Genomic DNA, 21,411 nt, shown 5'->3' on the forward strand with positions numbered 1-21,411 from the left:
GTGGGTGTACTGCCCGCTATCGCTAGTAATTCAGTATAATGATTGTCCTGTGTAGAGATTGCTTCGTTCCTCGCAATGACGGCCTTTTTTGAAATATGAAATACGCTCTATAGTTAATAATCTAAATGAAAATCACTCTTCAAAATATCGGCCGCCGCTTTAACAGAGACTGGATATTCAGAGGGGTAGACTACACCTTCATTGCCGGCGAAACCTACGCCGTCCTGGGCTCAAATGGTTCGGGTAAATCAACTTTATTTTCTGTTTTAAATGGCAGCCTGGGGCCATCTGCCGGTACAATTACCTATGCGTTAAACGATCAGCCGCTGGAGGTTGAGCAGGTGTTTCAATACCTCAGCCTTGCCGCGCCGTACCTTGAATTGATAGAAGAGTTTTCGCTGAGCGAGATGATCGATTTTCATTTTAAGTTTAAAGCCTATAAACCGGGGATAGATAAGCAAGCTTTGACTGCTTTGCTCAACCTGCCGGGAAGCGCTGATAAACTGATCCGCTATTTTTCGTCAGGCATGAAACAGCGCCTTAAACTGGCTTTGGCTTTTTGTGCCGATACACCTATACTCATGCTGGACGAACCGACATCAAATCTGGATGCGCAGGGGGTAGAATGGTATCTAAGCCTGGTACAGCAATTTGCTGCGGGCAGGCTAACTATTATCTGTTCAAACCAATTGCATGAGTATAGTTTTTGTACGCATAAGTTAAATATTACTGATTATAAGTGATGCTGACCGTATACAGCACTATAGTAACCGTAGTCACATTACTAATGGTGCCTTACTTGCTGTTAAATCTTCGTACTATTAAATTTCTCAAAGCGCAACCTGTAATTGCGGCGCAACCAACACTGGCCATAATTATAGCAGTACGTAACGAGGAGGAGGACATTGAAAAAGCACTGCAAAGTTTGTGTAATATCAATTATCAAAACCATCAGATAATTGTAGTTAATGATCGCTCTACGGACCGCACCGGCGAAATTCTTGCACGTTTTAATCACCCAAAACTTACCGTAATTACGCTTCGCAGTTTGCCGGATGGCTGGCTGGGTAAAAACAATGCTTTATACCAGGGCTACTTACACAGCACCGCAGACTGGCTCTTGTTTACCGATGCTGATGTCGAGTTTCACCCCGATGCTATAAGCCGGGCTTTTGGGTATGTTGAAAAACACCAGCTTGATCATTTATCGATATTGCCCGATGTAAGATCAAGGTCGACCTTATTAAATAGCATATTGGGTACATTCAGCATGATGTTAATGACGGTTATACGCCCATGGGACGCCCGGAAACCTAAAAGAAGCGGCTTTATAGGCGTAGGTGCCTTTAACCTGCTAAGCCGCACCGCGTATGAAAAAGTAGGCACCCACATAGCCATAAAATTAAACCCGGTTGACGACGCGAAACTTGGCAAGAATATTAAACAAGCTGGCTTGCGCCAGGATGCATTAAGCGGCAAAGACTATATCTGTTTAGAGTGGTATAAAACGATTAAGCAGTTTAGAGATGGCTTAATGAAAAATAGTTTTGCAATGGGTAATTATAGCCTATACCGTACACTGTTCGATATTTCGGGCGCTTTGCTATTCGTCGCACTTCCACTGCCGGTAATGTTGATATTTGGCGATATTGCCATCCGTTTAATGGCGCTGTTGTTTTTGGTCGTCCAAATTCTATATTTCGCTGTAGTGCCACCCAACAAATGGTGGTATGCCTTGATGGTCCCTTACGCAGGATTTTTAATGGCTTATATTGTTGCCCGGTCGGCCTTTATCACCCTAAGGCAAGGCGGCATTTACTGGCGAGATACGTTTTACCCGCTGGATGCACTGAAAAAAGAGCGATAAAGGTGAGAAAAATACGGGTTTTACTACCAAAATACTCAGACTTTGCCAGGCAGAATCAGTCAATTCATTGATAAAATCCTTTACTTTTTGTTTCATTTAGCGAAAATAATATTAATTGTAAATATCTCATTGTCAATTGTTTAATCGAAAATTTTGTTTCATTTTGTTTCACCCTATTTTTGTAATTCTCTTATAACTAGATAGTTAACCAAAAATCTTGTTTCACTTGTTTCATCTGTGTCACACACGCGTGAAACAAGGCCCGCATACACCCCATTTATTGCACAATTAATACAATCGCTATTAGGCAAAACAATAAGCCATGCCATACCTTTATTATAGTATTTAACATCAAGAACTACTTATGATACCAGTAAAAGGATATGCGGCGCAAACGCCCGAAACAGACCTTGCTCCATGGGACTTTGAAAGACGTGAAGTTGGTCCGCACGATGTGCAATTCGACATACTATTCTGTGGCGTATGCCACTCAGACCTTCACCAGATCAAAAACGACTGGTTTGAAGGGATATTCCCTATGGTGCCGGGCCACGAGATAGTTGGCCGCATAGTAAAAGTAGGCGACCACGTAACCAAATTCAAGGTAGGCCAATTGGCAGGCACCGGCTGTATGGTAGACTCGTGCCGCGTTTGCGAAAACTGCAAAGAGGGGCTTGAACAATACTGTATACCGGGCAGCACGCAAACCTATAACGGCTTAGAGCAAGACAAGAAAACCCCAACCTACGGCGGCTACTCAAACAGCATTGTGGTTAACGAGGACTTCGTGCTAAGCATGAAAGAAGGCGTTGACCTGGCCGCTACCGCACCATTACTGTGTGCAGGCATCACCACCTACTCGCCACTACGCCACTGGAACGTGGGCAAGGGCCACAAACTAGCCGTATTAGGCTTGGGCGGATTGGGCCACATGGCCGTTAAGTTCGGGGTAGCGTTTGGTGCCGAGGTTACCGTACTGAGCACATCGCCTAAGAAAGAGGAAGACGCTAAAAAGTTAGGCGCTCACCACTTCCTGGTAACGTCAGACGCCGAACAAGTTAAAGCAGCAGCCAACACGTTCGACTTTATACTAGATACCGTATCGGCCCCGCATGATTTCAACATGTACCTAAACCTATTGAGAATGAATGGTGTGCATATCTGCGTAGGTGTTCCGCCTGAACCAGCCAGCATCGAAGCGTTTGCCTTATTCGGCGGGCGCAGAAGCCTTGCCGGTTCGAGCATTGGCGGCATTGCCGAAACTCAGGAGATGCTTGACTTCTGCGCAGAGCACAACATTGTGTCGGATATTGAGATGATTGACATTAAAGATATCCAGACCGCTTATGACCGTATGGTAAAAGGTGATGTACGTTATCGCTTTGTAATTGACATGGCTACTCTGTAAGCCAGATAGGAGGCGGGCGATTTGAGAAATGAGACACGCTCATTATAATAACTACTTGATAGAAAGCCGGGTTATTCCGGCTTTCTTCGTTTAAAATTCTCAAGTCTGATATCTCAAATCTCGCATCTATTTTCTAAGTTTGCCGCTCAATAGTAAGTATCATGTCTAAAGCATCTGAAGTAAAAAATGGCAACATCCTGCGCTTTAACGGCGAACTGTTGCAGGTTGAAGAGTTTTTACATCGCACCCCGGGTAACTTACGCGCTTTTTACCAGGCACGTATGCGCAATGTTAAAAGTGGCAAACTGGTCGAGTACCGTTTCCGCACAGATGAAGACGTGACTATTGCCCGTGTTGAAACCAACAACTATCAATACTTATATGATGATGGTATGGGGCTGGTAATCATGGATAATGATACCTATGATCAGCATACTGTACCAAAAGCCTTGTTTGGGCCGGCCGTTAAATTCCTGAAAGAAGGTATGAACGTTATCGTAGCTTTTGAGAGTGATGAGCCTATTATGGCTTCTATCCCGCAGTCTGCCGAGCTAGAAATTACCTACACCGAGCCCGCTGTTAAAGGCGATACTTCAACCGGAGCTATGAAAAAAGCAACCGTTGAAACCGGTGCAGAGATAAGTGTTCCGCTATTCATAAACATAGGCGATAAAGTTAAGGTTGATACTACAAGTGGGACGTATGTCGAACGTGTGAAAGCTTAAACCCTCTTTTAATGCCAGGTGGGCAGTATTACTCTATCGGCCTTAATACCCTATCCCACCTTACGCGGCTAAAAACGTTCTTAGTTGAATCAGTACTGAAAATAGTCAACATAGCCTTACCAACGATATGATCCTCGGGTACATAGCCCCAATAGCGCGAGTCGAGCGAATTGTGGCGGTTGTCGCCCATCATCCAGTAATAGTCCATTTTGAAAGTATAGCTGCTGGCCTTACTCCCGTTAATCAGGATGTTTTTTCCATTAACAGCTACTTTATTATTTTCATAAACCTCAATAGCCCTACGATATAAGGTTAGTGTCGAATCAGTCAAGGATACTGTCCAACCTTTTTTGGGAAGGCGGATCGGCCCGTAGTTGTCCAGATTCCATTTAAAGTTTTCGTGGTGCGGGAAGATGGCCGCATCATAACGCCCTGATGTTTGAAAGTCAGCAACAATACTCTTAACATTCGAGTAGGTTTTGATGGTGTTAGCCGCCGCAACCGACATATTCATCACGAAGGTATTTGGCGCTGTTTGCCCAAGAATAGCAATACGTAACTCATTTATCACCTCTGTATTAATATCCAAACCATTGGTTACAACTGTATATGAGGTTTGCAGCTTAGGCGCATTAGGTGCAGCTTTGCCATTAATGTAAACCTGCGAATTTACAATGCTTAACACATCGCCGGGAATAGCCTGGCATCGTTTTATAAGGCAAGTGCGTTCATCGGTAGGCAAGTTGTATTCCGGACCGGCTTCATCAGGCTTATTAAAAACGACAATGTCCTGATTTTTAATGTGCGATAAGCCTGGTAACCTGAGGTATGGTAATTGCAGCCCGTCCCAATACGTTTTAAAATTGCCAACCTTTGGCTCTAAAAACGGAATAGCCAATGGCGTATTTGCAATACGCGGGCCATAACTTATTTTACTCACAAACAAATAATCTCCGGTAAGCTGCGTACCTTCCATTGATCCGGAGGGTATCGCATAAGCAGAAAATAGCAAGCCACGTATTATGGTTGACACCACCAATGCAAATCCAATAGCATGTAGCCATTCGCGGATAGCTGATTTTGGCTTAGCCGATGCGGTGTTTGTGCGGGATAGGAATTTCCAATTCATGAGCCTAAGTTTATAAAACTTAGACAAGTTGCTCCGTATATTGTTACAGTGACGCTTATTCTTCGGCCGGTGGCGGTGTGCTTTTAGTGACACCTGCTTTAAACCTCGGTGTAAAGCCGACTTTAGGTTTCTCTTCAACAGGCTTTTCTAAGCCGATAACATCTTCTACTTGTACGTTCGGCGAAAGTGTTTCCACAGGTTTGATTTCTTCGGACGGGATTTCCGTAGTCTTTGTGACACCAGCCTTAAATCTCGGGGTAAAGCCAACTTTAGGTTTTTCTTCTGCGAGCTTTTCTTCACTAGCAGGTGCTTCCGCTTTTTCTTCTAGTGTTGGAGTATCAACAGCTTTAGTTACACCCGCCTTAAAACGCGGCGTAAAGCCAACTTTAGGTTTCTCTGCGTCGGGTTGGTCAGCAGTCACTGGCGTCTCAGCTTTTATTTCCTCTGCCGAAACATCAGTTGGTTTGGTTACCACTGCTTTAAATCGTGGCGTGAAACCTACCTTTGGCTTATCTTCTGCTGCCTTTTCAGTTGCTTTTTCTTCCGATGGTGCTTCTGTTGTTTGAGTTACACCTGCTTTAAATCTTGGCGTAAAGCCAACCTTTGGTTGATCCCCTACAGGGGCTTCTTCTTTTTTCTCTTCGGACAGAACGTCGGCAGGTTTGGTTGCACCAGCTTTAAAGCGAGGGGTGAAGCCAACTTTCGGTTTGTCTTCGGCTGTTGCCTGTGTTGAGTCAGGAAGTTCTTTGGGCGTTGGTTCCGCAGATGGGGTTGTTGCACCTTTAAATCGTGGTGTAAAGCCAACTTTTGGGGCAGGCGTACTAATCTGGCTTAACTCGTCAGCAATAGTTTGCTCGGCTAGCTGATTCTCCATCTTCGGTTTTTCAACCTTAATCCCGGGCGCCAGGTGATAGTCCTTGCGTAAGCTGTTGAACCAGTATTTTTTGGTGTGGTCGAAGCTTTTTTCGCCCATTTGTTCAAAGTGTAATTTAAATTCAGAAAACAGCCTCGGGTCGCCCTGTTGCAAGGCTGTTAGATCTATTCGCTTCTTTGTAAAAAACTCTTCGAAAGTCATTGTTGTAGTAAAATTCACCATCCAGGATAAAGAAGGAAGACAACTTAAGTATATACTCTCGTCTCTTGATTCTTAAACTCTTGCTTCTTATATGATAGACACGTCCAATCCTAATTTATTAAAATGTATCCCTTTGTCGGTTTGGAGCCAATCTTCACGATCTTCGTCGCTTGCATTTCGCAAAGCCGGAAACCATTCTAACGGAAACACTTGTTGTTTGCCGCCATCTTTCTCAACAATAAGTAGTCCATTGTTAAAAATTACTTTAACCTTTTTCTCTTGCTTACGTGTGGTGAATAGTGGCATAGTATGGTCTGTAAGATTTTGAATTGATATAAACCCAGTCTCCAATCAACAATTAGCTATTCTTATTATTCGGCCATATTATGGTAAACAGCTTGTACGTCGTCGTCTTCCTCAAGGCGGTCAATCAATTTCAAAACATCAACCGCTTGCTCTTCGGTAACGTCTTTAAACGACTGGCCAATGCGTTCCAACTTTGCCGATTTTACTTCAATACCCATTTCCTCTAAAGCTTTTTGCATTTTGCCAAAATCTTCAAAAGCGGTGTGCAATACAGCCACATCATTTCCTTCTTCATCTGCTTCTACAAAAATATCCTCTAAGCCGGCATCAATCAGTTCAAATTCCAGTTCCTCAAGGTCACGGTCGCCGGGCGCGAAGGTAAATACAGATTTACGTGTAAAAATAAAATCCAGCGATCCGGTTTTACCCAGCGCGCCGTTGTATTTGGTAAAATAGCTGCGAACGTTGGCAACAGTGCGGTTAGTATTGTCTGTAGCGGTTTCAACCAAAACGGCAACACCGTGTGCGGCGTAACCTTCGTATACCAGCTCTTCGTAATCTTTCTCGTCTCGGCTGGTGGCACGTTTTATAGCAGCCTCTACACGATCCTTCGGCATATTAACAGCCTTGGAGTTTTGTACTGCGGTGCGTAAACGCGAGTTCGTGTTGATATCACCGCCACCCGCCTTAACAGCCATCACTATCTCTTTACCCAAACGGGTAAACTGCACGGCCATTTTGGCCCAACGTTTAAATTTTCTTTCTTTACGGAATTCAAATGCTCTTCCCATAGTATATTAAGTCAATAGCCTATGGTCATTGTCCATAGGTTGTAAAAGGTAAAGATAATAGGTTTCTTTTTATTTTTTTAAGTTCTCTAACATATCTGCCGTCATGCTGGCCAGGTCAAACTTTTGTTTCCAGCCCCAGTCGTTTTGCGCATAAGTGTCGTCAATGCTTTTTGGCCAACTGTCGGCAATAGCCTGGCGCGGGTCAAAATCAGCATAGCTTATTTCAAAATCGTGCAAGTGCTTTTTAATTTCTGCCGATAGTTGCGCAGGCGTAAAGCTAATGCCGGCAAGGTTATACGATGAGCGAATACTTATTTTGTAGGCAGGCGCTTCCATCAGTTCAACAGTTGCGCGTATGGCGTCCTCCATATACATCATTGGCAAAGCGGTATCGGCAGATAAAAAGCTTTGATATTCGCCTTTGGCTAGCGCCTGATGAAATATATCAACGGCATAATCTGTGGTACCGCCACCTGGTTCAGAACGCCAACCTATCAGGCCGGGATAGCGGATGCTCCGTATATCTAAACCATGTTTGCTATAATAATATTCGCACCAACGTTCGCCGGCCAGTTTACTGAAACCATAAACAGAGTTGGGGTCCATCACACAAAACTGTGGGGTATCTTCTCTTGGCGAATGCGGGCCGAAAACAGCGATTGAGCTTGGCCAAAAAAGTTTAGCGGTTTTAAACTCGACAGCAAAATCAAGGATATTGATCAAACCATCCATATTTAGCTCCCAGGCAAGTTTTGGTTTTTGTTCGCCTACAGCGGATAGTATTGCTGCGAGTAAGTAAATCTGAGTTGGGCGATGCCTTTCAAACAGGCTGCGCAAAATGTTTTTATCAAGTACGTTTACCAGTTCAAACGGCCCCGAGCTTGTTAGCGGATTGTCGGTAGGGCGTATGTCTGATGCTATTACCTGGTCTATGCCATATTTGGCACGCAAATTCATTACCAGTTCGGTGCCAATTTGGCCGTTTGAGCCAATTACAATAATCTTTTCGGTCATACAGAGTTTCAGTTGAGCAAAGGTAAAAATTTGGGCGACACCAAATATAATTTGTCGCAACAATCCTTCCATGCAGTTAAAGCATATTTTTGCAATGACTGGCGCTGGCACCCTGGCCCTTGCTGCCACAAGTGTAATTTCCAGTTAAGCAAAAAAAGTGCATCTTTGTAGTTTATTTAATTAACACACCATATAAACAATAATGAAACCGCCGCGAGGTAGCTTCATTACACTAAAAAACAAATTAAACATAATGAAAATCGCAGTTGTAGGCGCCACCGGGTTGGTTGGCACTAAAATGTTGCAGGTTCTGGCAGAACGCAACTTCCCCATTACAGAACTATTATTAGTCGCATCAGAAAAAAGTGTTGGTAAAGAAATCACTTTCAAGGGTAAGGCTATAAAGGTAATTTCTGTTGAGGATGCGATTAAACAGAAGCCGGATATTGCTTTATTTTCTGCCGGTGGAAGTACATCATTAACCCAGGCTCCATTATTTGCAGCGGCGGGTACCACTGTAATTGACAATTCATCTGCATGGCGCATGGATCCAACCAAAAAGTTGGTAGTGCCGGAGGTTAACGCTAATGTGTTGACTACAGAGGATAAGATCATTGCAAACCCAAATTGTTCAACTATACAAATGGTAGTGGCTTTAAAGCCATTGCACGATAAATATAAAATTAAACGTGTTGTTGTTTCAACCTATCAATCAGTAACCGGTACGGGCGTTAAGGCTGTAGACCAGTTAATGAACGAGCGCGCGGGTATTGATGGCCCTATGGCCTACCCGTATAAAATTGATTTGAACGTTTTGCCTCATATCGATGTGTTTACCGAAAACGGTTACACTAAAGAAGAGATGAAAATGGTTAAAGAAACCAATAAGATTATGGGTGACGACAGTATCCGTGTCACGGCTACAACGGTACGTATCCCCGTTATGGGCGGTCACTCAGAGTCTGTAAACATTGAGTTTGCCAATGATTTTGATCTGGCCGAACTAAAAGACCTACTAAGCAAAGCGCCGGGTATTGTTGTGACAGACGATGTTGCTAACCTTAAATACCCAATGCCGCTTGACGCGCATGATAAGGACGAAGTGTTTGTAGGCCGCATCCGCCGTGACGAAAGCCAGGACAATACTTTAAACTGCTGGATAGTAAGTGACAACCTGCGTAAAGGTGCCGCTACTAACGCGGTGCAGATTGCAGAATATTTGGTTGCTAATAAACTAGTAGGCTAGGCTGCTCAAAAGTAATTATAACGAAACATAAGGGATAGCCAGCTGGTTATCCCTTATTTGTTTTATGTGAAAATGTATCATTCTTAAGTTTACTGTATGTCCTCAAAAAAAGCAGTCGTTATAGGTGCCGGTATAGCAGGAATTGCTGCCGCCATTCGATTGGCGGTTAAGGGTTACGCTGTTGAAATTTTTGAGGTTAACACATCACCAGGCGGAAAACTGGCCGAGATCAATAAAGACAAATTTAGGTTTGATGCCGGGCCAAGCCTTCTTACCTTGCCTCAATATATTGACGATTTGTTTGAACTGGCCGGTAAAAAACCTGCTGATTATTTTGAGTACCAACAGCTGGATGTGATTTGTAAATATTTTTATGCGGACGGCACCAAGCTCACTGCCTACGCCGATCGCGAAAAGTTTGAGCAGGAAATTACCACGCATACCACTGAGAATCGCGACGCGTTACGAAATCAAGCTGCAAAAAGTGCAACCATTTATGAGCTAACCAGTCCTGTTTTTTTAGAACGGGCGTTTGGCGGTTTAAAGATGTTGTTTACCAAAGCAGGATTAAAGACGTTGTTAAACCTTGAAAAACTTGACGCTACCCGAACCATGCATGAAGCTAATCAACAAATGTTTAAAGACGAGCGCATGGTGCAGTTTTATGATAGATACGCCACGTATAACGGCTCAAACCCGTATGCCGCACCCGGTACTTTAAATGTAATTCCGCATTTAGAACAGGGAATGGGGGCGTACTTTCCAAATGAGGGTATGTATGCTATTATCACAGGTTTGGTTAAACTGGCGGGCGAGTTGGGTATAAAGTTTAATTACAATTCGCCCGTTGACGAGATATTATTAGATGGTAAAACCGCAAAGGGTGTTAAAGTACTAGGCAACGTGATTAATGCCGATATTGTAATTTCTAATATGGATGTTTGGTTTACCTATAATACGCTATTAAAGAATCATCCGAAGTTACATCCCCAAAAAACATTGAAACAAGAGCGCAGCAGTTCGGCCTTGGTTTTTTATTGGGGAATAAACAAGAAATTTTCGCAGCTTGACCTGCACAACATATTTTTCAGTGCCGATTATAAAGCCGAGTTCGATCAGATCTGGAAAGAAAAAAATATCTACCATGACCCTACGGTCTACATCAATATCAGCTCAAAATTAAGGCCTAAAGACGCCCCGCCGGGTTGCGAGAACTGGTTTGTTATGATCATTGTGCCATCAAACAGCGGTCAAAATTGGGATGAGCCGGTAAAAGCAGCCCGCGCGAATATCCTTACTAAACTATCGGGTTTGCTTAACGAGGATGTGAGCAAACTTATCATAAGCGAAAGCATATTGGACCCGCGGGATATAGAAACCCGGACATTATCTTATCAAGGCTCCATTTATGGTAACAGTTCCAACTCACAGTTCGCTGCCTTTATGCGCCATCGCAACCAATCGGCACAAATAAAAAATCTGTATTTCTGCGGTGGCAGCGTGCATCCGGGTGGGGGCATACCGCTATGTTTACTGTCTGCCAAGATTGTGAGCGAGGCCATTTAGGCATCGTCTTATATGTCAGACTTACACACCCAAAGCAGCCAATATCTCTTTAATAGAAAATTTTGCCCCGCACACAAATTCGTCAGACGCACCATAATACATAGTAACGGTGTCTCCATCAACGATGTGGCCGTTGGTGAATACCACATTACCGAAGAATCCGCTTAACTCATAAGGTTCGGTAGGCCTCATTATCGGGTCACCTGTGCGGGCCAGTACTTTAGACGGATCATTCAAGTCTAGCAACACTGCGCCCAGGCAATATTGATGCTCTTTATTGGCGCCATGATAAATTTCCAGCCAACCCTTTTCGGTTTTAATAGGTGCGGCGCCCGCGCCAACGCGCTGACTATCCCAATTATCCAACCTGGTTTTTACAATGCATTTATGGTTACCCCAATGTATACCGTCGGGCGATTGTGCCAGCCAGATATAGTTGCCGCCAATGTCTACACTGCTTGGGCGATGCAGGCAATAATATAAACCGTTTATTTTTTCCTCAAAAATTGCTACATCCTTATTATGTGGTGGCAGTATCATGCCATGCCTTTCAAAAGTCTTCCAGTCGGTAGTTGTACGCATGCCTGCGCCAACGCCATTACCAGATACAGATGTGAAGGTTAAATAATATTTCTCTTCCAAATATGTAACCCGGCAATCTTCAATGCCGAAGGACTCTAATTTGCCTATGCCAAATAATGGGGGATATCCCTCCGGTTCATAAAACTTCACTCCATCGTCGCTACACATTAATCGCAGGTGCGATAGCGTGGTCAGATAATCCAGACCCATATACCTTATCACACGTGGATCAGTAGTTATCAATTCGGGATGTTCTGACGGCAGCTCAATAATTTCGGTCTTCCCAAGTTCGTTCAGCACCGGGAAAAATATCGAGCCCTCCTTTTGCACCGCGTTCTCGGCCACCCGCAAAATCAGCCAAATTTTGCCTTCAAACGTAAACACTCCCGGGTTAAGCAGGCAAATAATTTGCAGGCCTTCTTCACTGGGGTTTAAATCAATTGGCCTCAACAATGGGTTCTCGGGGAAACGTTTAGCGATATCAGACATAACTTACTATATTATTATATAGAGCTTAAACAGCCTGTATTAACATAAGTTTTTACAGATTAATATTCGAGCATTTATCACTACAGGCAAGCGAATCGCATTTACATGCGAAGTAACCACTACATCTAAGGGCGGCTAATCAGTGTTACTAGCAAAGCAAACTATATATTACTAATATAAAGGCTATATCAAACTTACGCTTGTTTAGGGGGAGGAGAAGTCATAATTCGCAACTCTTTGGGGTAGTAATTATTCATCCTGTTAGGCAATAACTTAGCCCAACCCAATGCCTGGCCTTCAAAAGTCATCAAGCTCCAGCCCTTATTGGTGGTGTTATTGCTAATATTGTCTCTGCGCAAGTAAGCTATCGCTTCGTCATAAGTCAGCTCGGTTTGCAAAACGGCTTCTTTATTAACCATTATACTCAATGCCAATTCATGGTCAGGTATAAGGTCATTACCTGCTAATTTGCCAATACGTACCCCCGATTTTTTGATATATAAATGGTGCTGCAGTAAGTTCAGACTTTCTTTATGCTGGTTGTTTATAGCCAACCAATCATCATTAACTTTAAAAAAGTAGTAACTGGCAGGCTGATTGACATAGGCTTTTACCATTTCCAAGCCGGTAATATCTACCTTTTGATTTCTGTTGTTTTTAAACGATACTAAATTATCGGTGCTTTCCCTTTTTCTAAGTACCGATGCAAACAAGCCCTCGCCCTTAACCTTATCCGGGTAAAACCGGTATCCCCACGCTTTTTTCAAGGGCGACTCCGTTTCAACTATTCCCCAATCACTGTCAATAGGTATGCGCACCGTTTCTAATTCAAATTCATCACAGAGCCAATCCAGTATATCCTCGTTTTCCTGGTGCGAGTAAGAACAGGTACTATATATAAGGTAGCCATCTTCGGCCAGGGTAGGATATATATCTGTCAAAATGCGCTCCTGTCTTTGATGGCAAAGCTTAACATTAGCCTCGCTCCATTCATCCATCGCGGCCGGGTCTTTACGAAACATCCCGGAGCCCGAACATGGCGCATCTACTAATATAATATCAAAAAAGCCGTGAAGTCTGGCAAAGTCTTTAGGGTCGTTATTAGTAACAATAGTATTGGCCGTTCCCCAGCGGCTTAAATTGTCTGCCAGGACCGGCACGCGGGTTTTAATAATTTCATTTGCCACTAATAGGTCGTCGGCCGTCATAGCAGAATTGATTAACGTGCTTTTTCCGCCCGGTGCAGCACACAAGTCTAATATTTTGACCGCTTCGTCTGCTTTTATATATTTTAATATATAAGCGATAAACATAGATGACGCTTCCTGCACATAATAACTTCCTGCATGAAATAATGGGTCGAAAGTGAAAGAGGGGCGGGTATCTAAATAAAGCCCCTCGGCGCACCATGGTACCTGTTCTCCCGTTTTATGTGTCGTTTTTTTAAACGGATTAGTCCTGATTGACGTTAATAAGGCAGAATTTTGGTGCGTGTCGATAAAACTATCACGGTCGAAACCGGGTTCCTGGGCCAACGATTCTATAAAATGAGTGGGGAATTGATGTGTTTGCATACGATTTCAAATATACGAAATCAAAAACTGCCATGTTGTTTGGGTGTAGACGTAATTTATTGTCGTTGTTTTTCAGCATGTTATAAACATTGTTAATAAAAGTGATGAAAACCCTTGGCAGATGTGCGGATTCTTTCTACATTTGCATCCCGCTCAACAGAAAAGAACGGTTGTTATTTAAAAACGCAAAGCGAAAAATTAAGATCAAAAAAGTTAAAATAAACTTTGGAGATTTGAAATTTACTTCTACCTTTGCAGCCCGATCCGAAACAGAATATCGTCAGGAAACGGAGAATGAAAAGGCCAGAAATTATTTTAGAAATAAAGTTTGGTAAATTAAAAAAGGTTGTTACCTTTGCAACCCGATCAAAAGGGAGCACAAAATAAGAAAGCCGCCGGGAGCAATTCCTGGCAGAAAGTTAACGAGAGTTAGCGAGATAAAAAATGAATAGTTAAGCCGAGGCAACGAGGCGAAAGCATATAAAGGCCCACTGCGACAGTGGATAAGCCGCACAGTTCTTTTAGGAAATAGAAAATCATATAGTAGCGGGCTTTAAGTTCTTACCCAAGGCTTAAAGTTTGCAAACACAAAGAGAAGGATTTTAGCGTAAGATATTGTATAAAGATATATATACAATGATTAATTAAGATTCTGTTATTTATAATAGGGTCAGAGCAATCAAACATAACATTTTACAATGGAGAGTTTGATCCTGGCTCAGGATGAACGCTAGCGGCAGGCCTAATACATGCAAGTCGGACGGGATTGAGGAGCTTGCTCTTCATGAGAGTGGCGCACGGGTGCGTAACACGTATGTAACCTACCCATATCAGGGGGATAGCCTCTCGAAAGAGAGATTAAGACCGCATAAAATCACATTGCAGCATTGCAAAATGATCAAATATTTATAGGATATGGATGGGCATGCGGAACATTAGCTAGTTGGTAAGGTAACGGCTTACCAAGGCTACGATGTTTAGGGGATCTGAGAGGATGGCCCCCCACACTGGTACTGAGACACGGACCAGACTCCTACGGGAGGCAGCAGTAAGGAATATTGGTCAATGGACGAAAGTCTGAACCAGCCATGCCGCGTGCAGGAAGACGGCCCTACGGGTTGTAAACTGCTTTTGCAGGGGAATAAACCTCGATACGTGTATCGAGCTGAATGTACTCTGAGAATAAGGATCGGCTAACTCCGTGCCAGCAGCCGCGGTAATACGGAGGATCCAAGCGTTATCCGGATTTATTGGGTTTAAAGGGTGCGTAGGTGGCCTGTTAAGTCAGGGGTGAAAGACGGTAGCTTAACTATCGCAGTGCCCTTGATACTGATGGGCTTGAATGAACTAGAGGTAGGCGGAATGTGACAAGTAGCGGTGAAATGCATAGATATGTCACAGAACACCAATTGCGAAGGCAGCTTACTATGGTTTTATTGACACTGAGGCACGAAAGCGTGGGGATCAAACAGGATTAGATACCCTGGTAGTCCACGCCCTAAACGATGAATACTCGATGTTGGCGATATACAGTCAGCGTCTAAGCGAAAGCGTTAAGTATTCCACCTGGGGAGTACGCCCGCAAGGGTGAAACTCAAAGGAATTGACGGGGGCCCGCACAAGCGGAGGAGCATGTGGTTTAATTCGATGATACGCGAGGAACCTTACCCGGGCTTGAAAGTTAGTGAATAGAGCAGAGACGCTCTAGTCCTTCGGGACACGAAACTAGGTGCTGCATGGCTGTCGTCAGCTCGTGCCGTGAGGTGTTGGGTTAAGTCCCGCAACGAGCGCAACCCCTATGTTTAGTTGCCAGCACGTTAAGGTGGGGACTCTAAACAGACTGCCTATGCAAATAGAGAGGAAGGAGGGGACGACGTCAAGTCATCATGGCCCTTACGTCCGGGGCTACACACGTGCTACAATGGTTGATACAGAGGGCAGCTACCTGGCAACAGGATGCCAATCTCACAAAGTCAATCACAGTTCGGATTGGGGTCTGCAACTCGACCCCATGAAGTTGGATTCGCTAGTAATCGCAGATCAGCAATGCTGCGGTGAATACGTTCCCGGGCCTTGTACACACCGCCCGTCAAGCCATGGAAGTTGGAAGTGCCTGAAGTGCGTAACCGCAAGGAGCGTCCTAGGGTAAAGTCGATAACTGGGGCTAAGTCGTAACAAGGTAGCCGTACCGGAAGGTGTGGCTGGAATACCTCCTTTCTGGAGCAGTATCTTACCTTTCTTTTCATTAAGTTAGCAAAACTGTTGCTATATGATTATTTTCTAAAATTAGTTTAGCAGGGCTTCGGCTTATGCTATTAACTAATAAACGTAAACCCAAGGATGAAATCACTCAGTATATTAGTACTGATCACATCTGGGAGACAAGATTGTAAGAGATTACGATGACGATTTACGAAATCTAAAATCGTAGATCAGAAATCTAAGATCACATAGTCCTGTAGCTCAGTTTGGTTAGAGCACTACACTGATAATGTAGGGGTCAGCAGTTCAAATCTGCTCGGGACTACAAAAGATAAATCTTTCGGGGGATTAGCTCAGCTGGCTAGAGCACCTGCCTTGCACGCAGGGGGTCAACGGTTCGAATCCGTTATTCTCCACCAAGTATCTATCAGAGGGTATATTATATACCTGACGTAATACGAACGTTCTTTGACATATTGAAAGAAGTAATAACAAGAGAAAACAACAGATAGAGACAGTTGTAGGCTTTTGAAGGAACTTGATGAAAGAAACAAGTGTAAGATTCGTCTTGCGTTTTGAATATTGAATCTTGAACTGGAGAAACGACGACTTATCTAAATAATAAAAAGCATACCGTGCGGCGCAAAAGGCGCATGAGTAGAAGAAAGTAAGAAAGGGTACACGGGGGATGCCTTGGCTCTCAGAGGCGATGAAAGACGTGATAAGCTGCGATAAGCTTCGGGGATTAGCAAATATGAATTGATCCGAAGATTTCTGAATGGGGAAACCTAACTAGTTGAAGACTAGTTGCAATAGCGCAAACCTGCCGAACTGAAACATCTAAGTAAGCAGAGGAAGAGAAAATAATAATGATTTCCTGAGTAGTGGCGAGCGAAAGGGAAAGAGCCCAAACCTATTATGTTACGGCATAATAGGGGTTGTAGGACCACAATATGAATATCAAAATGAATTAGAACAGGGTGGGAAACCTGGCCATAGAGCATGAGAGCTGCGTATAAGTAAGTAATGATAGGATAGTGGTATCCTGAGTACCGCGAGGTCGGAGACGCCTTGTGGGAATCTGCCAGCACCATCTGGTAAGGCTAAATACTCCTGAGAGACCGATAGTGAACTAGTACCGTGAGGGAAAGGTGAAAAGAACCCCGAACAGGGGAGTGAAATAGAACCTGAAACCGTGTACTTACAAGCGGTCGGAGCGGACTTGTTCCGTGACGGCGTGCCTTTTGCATAATGAGCCTACGAGTTACTCTTCTCTGGCAAGGTTAAGTGTTTAAGACACGGATCCGAAGCGAAAGCGAGTCTGAATAGGGCGTATAGTCAGAGGAGGTAGACGCGAAACCTTGTGATCTACCCATGGACAGGTTGAAGGTGCCGTAACAGGTACTGGAGGACCGAACCGATAAACGTTGAAAAGTTTCCGGATGATCTGTGGGTAGGGGTGAAAGGCTAATCAAACTGGGAAATAGCTCGTACTCCCCGAAATGTTTTTAGGAACAGCCTGGCGGTTGAGTTAATAAGAGGTAGAGCTACTGATTGGGTGCGGGGGAGTCAAATCCTACCAAATCCAGACAAACTCCGAATGCTTATTAATATACGCTGGAGTGAGGCTATGGGTGCTAAGGTCCATGGCCGAGAGGGAAAGAACCCAGACCATCAGCTAAGGTCCCCAAATTACTGCTAAGTTGAACTAACGAGGTCCGATTGCATAGACAGCTAGGATGTTGGCTTGGAAGCAGCCATTCATTTAAAGAGTGCGTAACAGCTCACTAGTCGAGCGATCGGGCATGGATAATAAACGGGCATTAAGCAGTATACCGAAGCTATGGATTTCAATAATATTGATCTGGTAGGGGAGCATTCTAATTGCCGGTGAAGCAGGAAGGTAACTGACTGTGGAGGACTTAGAAAAGCAAATGTAGGCATAAGTAACGATAAGGCGGGAGAGAAACCCGCCCACCGAAAGACTAAGGTTTCCTGATCAACGCTAATCGGATCAGGGTTAGTCGGGGCCTAAGGTGAAGCCGAAGGGCGTAGCCGATGGACAACTGGTTAATATTCCAGTACGTTTTATAACTGCGATGCAGTGACGGAGTAGTGAAACTGACGCGAACTGACGGAATAGTTCGTTAAAGGCCGTAGGTATAGGTTTGGTAGTTAAGTACGCCAGATTTGCTGAAAGCCGATAGTACTCTGAGCCTTCGGGTAAGGAGATAGTTCAGGTAATCAGACTTCCAAGAAAACCTGCTAAGCTTCAGGTTATAAAACCCCGTACCGTAAACCGACACAGGTAGTCGAGGAGAGAATCCTAAGGTGCTCGAGTGAATCATGGCTAAGGAACTCGGCAAAATGGCCCTGTAACTTCGGGAGAAGGGGCGCTGGCAGCAATGTCAGCCGCAGTGAAAAGGCCCAGGCGACTGTTTAACAAAAACACATGGCTATGCAAAATCGAAAGATGACGTATATGGCCTGACACCTGCCCGGTGCCGGAAGGTTAAGAGGGGATGTTAGGGTTAAACCGAAGCATTGAATCGAAGCCCCGGTAAACGGCGGCCGTAACTATAACGGTCCTAAGGTAGCGAAATTCCTTGTCGGGTAAGTTCCGACCTGCACGAATGGTGTAACGATCTGGGCGCTGTCTCAGCCATGAGCTCGGTGAAATTGTGGTATCGGTGAAGACGCCGGTTACCCGCAACGGGACGGAAAGACCCCATGCACCTTCACTACAACTTAACATTGATATCGGATACAGGATGTGTAGGATAGGTGGGAGACTGTGATCCGGCTTCGCTAGGAGTCGGTTAGTCAACGTTGAAATACCACCCTTTCTGTATTTGGTGTCTAACCCTTCATTGAGGGGGACATTGTTTGGCGGGTAGTTTGACTGGGGTGGTCGCCTCCAAAAAGGTAACGGAGGCTTTCAAAGGTAAGCTCAGTACGCTTGGTAACCGTACGAGGAGTGCAATAGCATAAGCTTGCTTGACAGTGAGACAGACAAGTCGAGCTGGGTCGAAAGACGGATATAGTGATCCGGTGGTTCTGCATGGAAGGGCCATCGCTCAAAGGATAAAAGGTACGCTGGGGATAACAGGCTGATCTCCCCCAAGAGCTCATATCGACGGGGAGGTTTGGCACCTCGATGTCGGCTCGTCACATCCTGGGGCTGGAGAAGGTCCCAAGGGTTGAGCTGTTCGCTCATTAAAGTGGCACGCGAGCTGGGTTCAGAACGTCGCGAGACAGTTCGGTCCCTATCTGTTGTGGGCGTTGGAAGTTTGAGTGGGGCTGACCTTAGTACGAGAGGACCGGGTTGGACTAACCTCTGGTGAATCTGTTATGCCGCCAGGTGTATTGCAGAGTAGCTACGTTGGGAATAGATAAGCGCTGAAAGCATCTAAGTGCGAAACTAGCCACAAGATGAGACTTCCATTGAGGGCCGTAGCAGACTACTACGTTGATAGGTTATAGATATAAAGGTGGTGACATCATAGTCGAGTAATACTAATCGCCCGAAGCTTTCTTCGTGTTGGATTTATAGGGTGGATATAGCAATATATTCACCCGACCAAAACTAGCAGACAGATAATTAATTACTGTTGTTTTCTCTTATACTTACTTCTTTCAATAATATGTCATTGTTTGTAGTCCGAAAGCCGGAAAGTCTGAAAAGACCGGAAGACCAAGGATCATTAACAAATACAAAATTGGTTTACAGCAATGTAAGCTATAAAAACCTTCAGGTGCCTATATCGGCGGTGTCTACCTCTTCCCATTCCGAACAGAGAAGTCAAGCCCGCCAGAGCCGATGGTACTGCGGTAAAACGTGGGAGAGTAGGTCGGTGCCCAATTTTATAAAGCCTTCAATCGTATGATTGGAGGCTTTTTTGCGTTAAATCGGATTTGGAGCTGAGCTAACCATAGGATACCACATGCTCCCCAAATTTGATGGGGTGATTCTATGCATCATTGCTTAAATACTCAAGATTACACGCAGTTTTACCCATGTTTTGGTAGGTAAATAGAGGGTAAACATTAGGCTTTATGTAAGCTTGCTTGGGGTGAAAGGCAAGTGAAATATGGCGCCCTTATCTTACTCCTTACCCTGAAGTTGCTTAATCTCAATGTTTCTGAAGTCTACGGGTTGGCCTTCGCTTTGGAGGGCTATGTAGCCGCTACTGAGTAGTTTGCCGTCGATCTTCTGTTTTGGGTCGTGGCCGGTTACTATGCCGCCGCCTATGGTGGGGGTTGAGTACTGCAGCACGGTGTCGCCCTCAATGATGTGGGTGATGAGTTTGCTCCCCATTACGATGAGCTCGGCTTTTACCCATTGGTCGCCATCATAGGTCTTTGAGCGGGAGTCAATGCAATGATCAGGTGATACCCGGCCTTTGTACACCACGTCGGTGCCGGGCGAGCACATGTTGCCGGTGGGTCTTGAGCGGCCATCGCTGAGGCCGCCGAGTAGCTGCATCTCTATAGATATCGGCCAGTCCTGGTTCTTGAGCATGGTGCGTGGGTCTTGCGAGTGGAACATGACGCCGCTGTTGCGCAGGGTATAGCTTGGTGCGCCCTGCTGCAGCTTGCCCACGAAGCGGTACTCGAACCGCAGGTGGAAGTAGCTGAACGGCGTTTTATAGTACAGGTGGCCAAACTGGTCGTTGAAGTTGCCGTATTGGTCGTAACGGATCTGGATGGTGCCGTCTACTACCCTGAAGGTGTTGCCGAAGTTGTCGCCGGTTTCGTGGTGGTTGATCTTGACTGTCCAGTCTTTGGTGTCTTTGCCGTTGAACAGGCTTGTCCAGCCCTTATCGGCGCTTTTGGTGTCGGGGTGTTTGCCGATGCTGCAGCCAAGCAGTACTCCGCAGGCCAGGAGAAGGGTATAGCGTGTTTTGGTAGTCATTTGGGTTGTATTGGTGTGTTAAATGTAGGGATTGGGATTGGTGATTGCAAGGATAGTGCTTCGTTCCTTGTATCGCCTTTGGCCTTTACGCGCTTGGCTTGCCTCCGCTCTTGGCCGCGGAATGGCCAGATACTTTTGGCTTGATCCAAAAGTATCCAAAAGATCAAGTCATCCCAATCGCTGCCACTTCACAGGCCATACTCCCGGCCGCGTGGGCTGACCTCCCGGCGCTCTTGGGTTGGGGCGAGGCAGCTTTGGCACGCTTGTGCCTGTTGGAAGGTTCTGCTGTTTGTGTGTTGCGTTTGTTTCACGCGTGTGTGACACAGATGAAACAAGTGAAACAAGATTTTGGGTTAATGTATTGGTAATTACGTATTTGTGAAAATGGAGTGAAACAAAATGAAACAAGATTTCATGTTAACTAAATGACCCGTCCTGAAAAAAGTTTACACTATTGGTTGTTAATACTGGTGTTAGTTTACACTTTAAAGTTAGTACTAAAATAGGTTTACACAATTACGG

15 protein-coding genes, 2 tRNA genes and 3 rRNA genes are annotated in these 21,411 nt (G+C 44.8%); 12 read left to right on the top strand and 8 right to left on the bottom strand.

Features of this window, described 5'->3' with window-relative positions:
• Positions 1 to 125: 125 nt before the first annotated feature.
• From ACFSYC_RS08300 to efp, 4 genes are all read left to right on the top strand, one after another.
• Positions 126 to 743 carry an ABC transporter ATP-binding protein gene (locus tag ACFSYC_RS08300; protein WP_377125608.1) on the top strand — a complete coding sequence of 206 codons (618 nt, stop codon included), beginning with the start codon at positions 126 to 128 and terminating at the stop codon, positions 741 to 743.
• Positions 743 to 1,867, top strand: a complete 1,125-nt coding sequence (locus tag ACFSYC_RS08305; protein WP_377125611.1) for a glycosyltransferase — start codon at positions 743 to 745, stop codon at positions 1,865 to 1,867. Before ACFSYC_RS08300 ends, ACFSYC_RS08305 begins: the two co-directional genes overlap by 1 nt.
• A 364-nt stretch (positions 1,868 to 2,231) precedes the next feature.
• On the top strand, positions 2,232 to 3,275 hold the full coding sequence (locus tag ACFSYC_RS08310; RefSeq protein ID WP_377125614.1) for an NAD(P)-dependent alcohol dehydrogenase: 1,044 nt from the start codon (positions 2,232 to 2,234) through the stop codon (positions 3,273 to 3,275).
• A 161-nt stretch (positions 3,276 to 3,436) separates the two neighbouring features.
• Positions 3,437 to 4,000, top strand: a complete 564-nt coding sequence (gene efp / locus ACFSYC_RS08315; protein WP_377125617.1) for an elongation factor P — start codon at positions 3,437 to 3,439, stop codon at positions 3,998 to 4,000.
• Positions 4,001 to 4,028: 28 nt separating this feature from the next.
• On the opposite strand, the gene lepB is transcribed toward efp, so the two are convergent.
• The 5 genes from lepB to ACFSYC_RS08340 form a co-directional block, all read right to left on the bottom strand.
• Positions 4,029 to 5,129: a signal peptidase I gene (lepB, locus tag ACFSYC_RS08320; RefSeq protein WP_377125620.1), complete on the bottom strand. Its 1,101-nt coding sequence runs from the start codon at positions 5,127 to 5,129 to the stop codon at positions 4,029 to 4,031.
• A gap of 55 nt (positions 5,130 to 5,184) precedes the next feature.
• Entirely contained in the window at positions 5,185 to 6,204 is a 1,020-nt protein-coding gene (locus tag ACFSYC_RS08325; RefSeq protein ID WP_377125623.1) for a hypothetical protein, read from the bottom strand.
• Between the two features lie 87 nt (positions 6,205 to 6,291).
• Entirely contained in the window at positions 6,292 to 6,510 is a 219-nt protein-coding gene (locus ACFSYC_RS08330; protein WP_377125626.1) for a DUF2442 domain-containing protein, read from the bottom strand.
• A gap of 65 nt (positions 6,511 to 6,575) precedes the next feature.
• Positions 6,576 to 7,301, bottom strand: a complete 726-nt coding sequence (locus ACFSYC_RS08335) for a YebC/PmpR family DNA-binding transcriptional regulator (RefSeq protein ID WP_377125629.1) — start codon at positions 7,299 to 7,301, stop codon at positions 6,576 to 6,578.
• 69 nt (positions 7,302 to 7,370) lie between these two features.
• On the bottom strand, positions 7,371 to 8,315 hold the full coding sequence (locus ACFSYC_RS08340) for an NAD-dependent epimerase/dehydratase family protein (RefSeq protein WP_377125632.1): 945 nt from the start codon (positions 8,313 to 8,315) through the stop codon (positions 7,371 to 7,373).
• Positions 8,316 to 8,568: 253 nt separating this feature from the next.
• On the opposite strand from ACFSYC_RS08340, the gene ACFSYC_RS08345 reads away from it, so the two are divergent.
• Positions 8,569 to 9,561, top strand: a complete 993-nt coding sequence (locus tag ACFSYC_RS08345) for an aspartate-semialdehyde dehydrogenase (RefSeq protein ID WP_377125635.1) — start codon at positions 8,569 to 8,571, stop codon at positions 9,559 to 9,561.
• A gap of 96 nt (positions 9,562 to 9,657) precedes the next feature.
• Positions 9,658 to 11,127, top strand: a complete 1,470-nt coding sequence (gene crtD, locus ACFSYC_RS08350; RefSeq protein ID WP_377125638.1) for a 1-hydroxycarotenoid 3,4-desaturase CrtD — start codon at positions 9,658 to 9,660, stop codon at positions 11,125 to 11,127.
• Between the two features lie 21 nt (positions 11,128 to 11,148).
• On the opposite strand, the gene ACFSYC_RS08355 is transcribed toward crtD, so the two are convergent.
• Together ACFSYC_RS08355 and ACFSYC_RS08360 are read right to left on the bottom strand one after the other, a co-directional pair.
• Positions 11,149 to 12,198, bottom strand: coding sequence for a glycoside hydrolase family 130 protein (locus ACFSYC_RS08355; RefSeq protein WP_377125641.1), 1,050 nt, complete (start codon positions 12,196 to 12,198; stop codon positions 11,149 to 11,151).
• 194 nt (positions 12,199 to 12,392) lie between these two features.
• Positions 12,393 to 13,772 carry a methyltransferase RsmF C-terminal domain-like protein gene (locus tag ACFSYC_RS08360; protein WP_377125644.1) on the bottom strand — a complete coding sequence of 460 codons (1,380 nt, stop codon included), beginning with the start codon at positions 13,770 to 13,772 and terminating at the stop codon, positions 12,393 to 12,395.
• A 104-nt stretch (positions 13,773 to 13,876) separates the two neighbouring features.
• Here ACFSYC_RS08360 and ACFSYC_RS08365 point away from each other — a divergent pair, with 104 nt between their 5' ends.
• From ACFSYC_RS08365 to rrf, 6 genes are all read left to right on the top strand, one after another.
• Positions 13,877 to 14,107 carry a hypothetical protein gene (locus tag ACFSYC_RS08365; protein ID WP_377125647.1) on the top strand — a complete coding sequence of 77 codons (231 nt, stop codon included), beginning with the start codon at positions 13,877 to 13,879 and terminating at the stop codon, positions 14,105 to 14,107.
• Positions 14,108 to 14,467: 360 nt separating this feature from the next.
• Positions 14,468 to 15,989, top strand: a 16S ribosomal RNA gene (locus ACFSYC_RS08370).
• A gap of 235 nt (positions 15,990 to 16,224) precedes the next feature.
• A tRNA-Ile gene (locus tag ACFSYC_RS08375) sits at positions 16,225 to 16,299 on the top strand.
• A 17-nt stretch (positions 16,300 to 16,316) separates the two neighbouring features.
• A tRNA-Ala gene (locus ACFSYC_RS08380) sits at positions 16,317 to 16,393 on the top strand.
• Positions 16,394 to 16,634: 241 nt separating this feature from the next.
• Positions 16,635 to 19,514 (top strand): 23S ribosomal RNA (locus ACFSYC_RS08385).
• A 211-nt stretch (positions 19,515 to 19,725) separates the two neighbouring features.
• Positions 19,726 to 19,837, top strand: a 5S ribosomal RNA gene (gene rrf, locus ACFSYC_RS08390).
• The 16S, 23S and 5S rRNA genes sit together here with 2 tRNA genes alongside, the layout of an rRNA operon.
• A 242-nt stretch (positions 19,838 to 20,079) precedes the next feature.
• Here the strand turns inward: rrf and ACFSYC_RS08395 are convergent.
• Positions 20,080 to 20,889, bottom strand: coding sequence for a 3-keto-disaccharide hydrolase (locus tag ACFSYC_RS08395; protein ID WP_377125650.1), 810 nt, complete (start codon positions 20,887 to 20,889; stop codon positions 20,080 to 20,082).
• Positions 20,890 to 21,411: the final 522 nt, after the last annotated feature.

It is taken from the genome of Mucilaginibacter antarcticus, assembly GCF_042686155.1.
In the GTDB taxonomy this organism is placed as follows: Bacteria; Bacteroidota; Bacteroidia; order Sphingobacteriales; family Sphingobacteriaceae; genus Mucilaginibacter; species Mucilaginibacter antarcticus.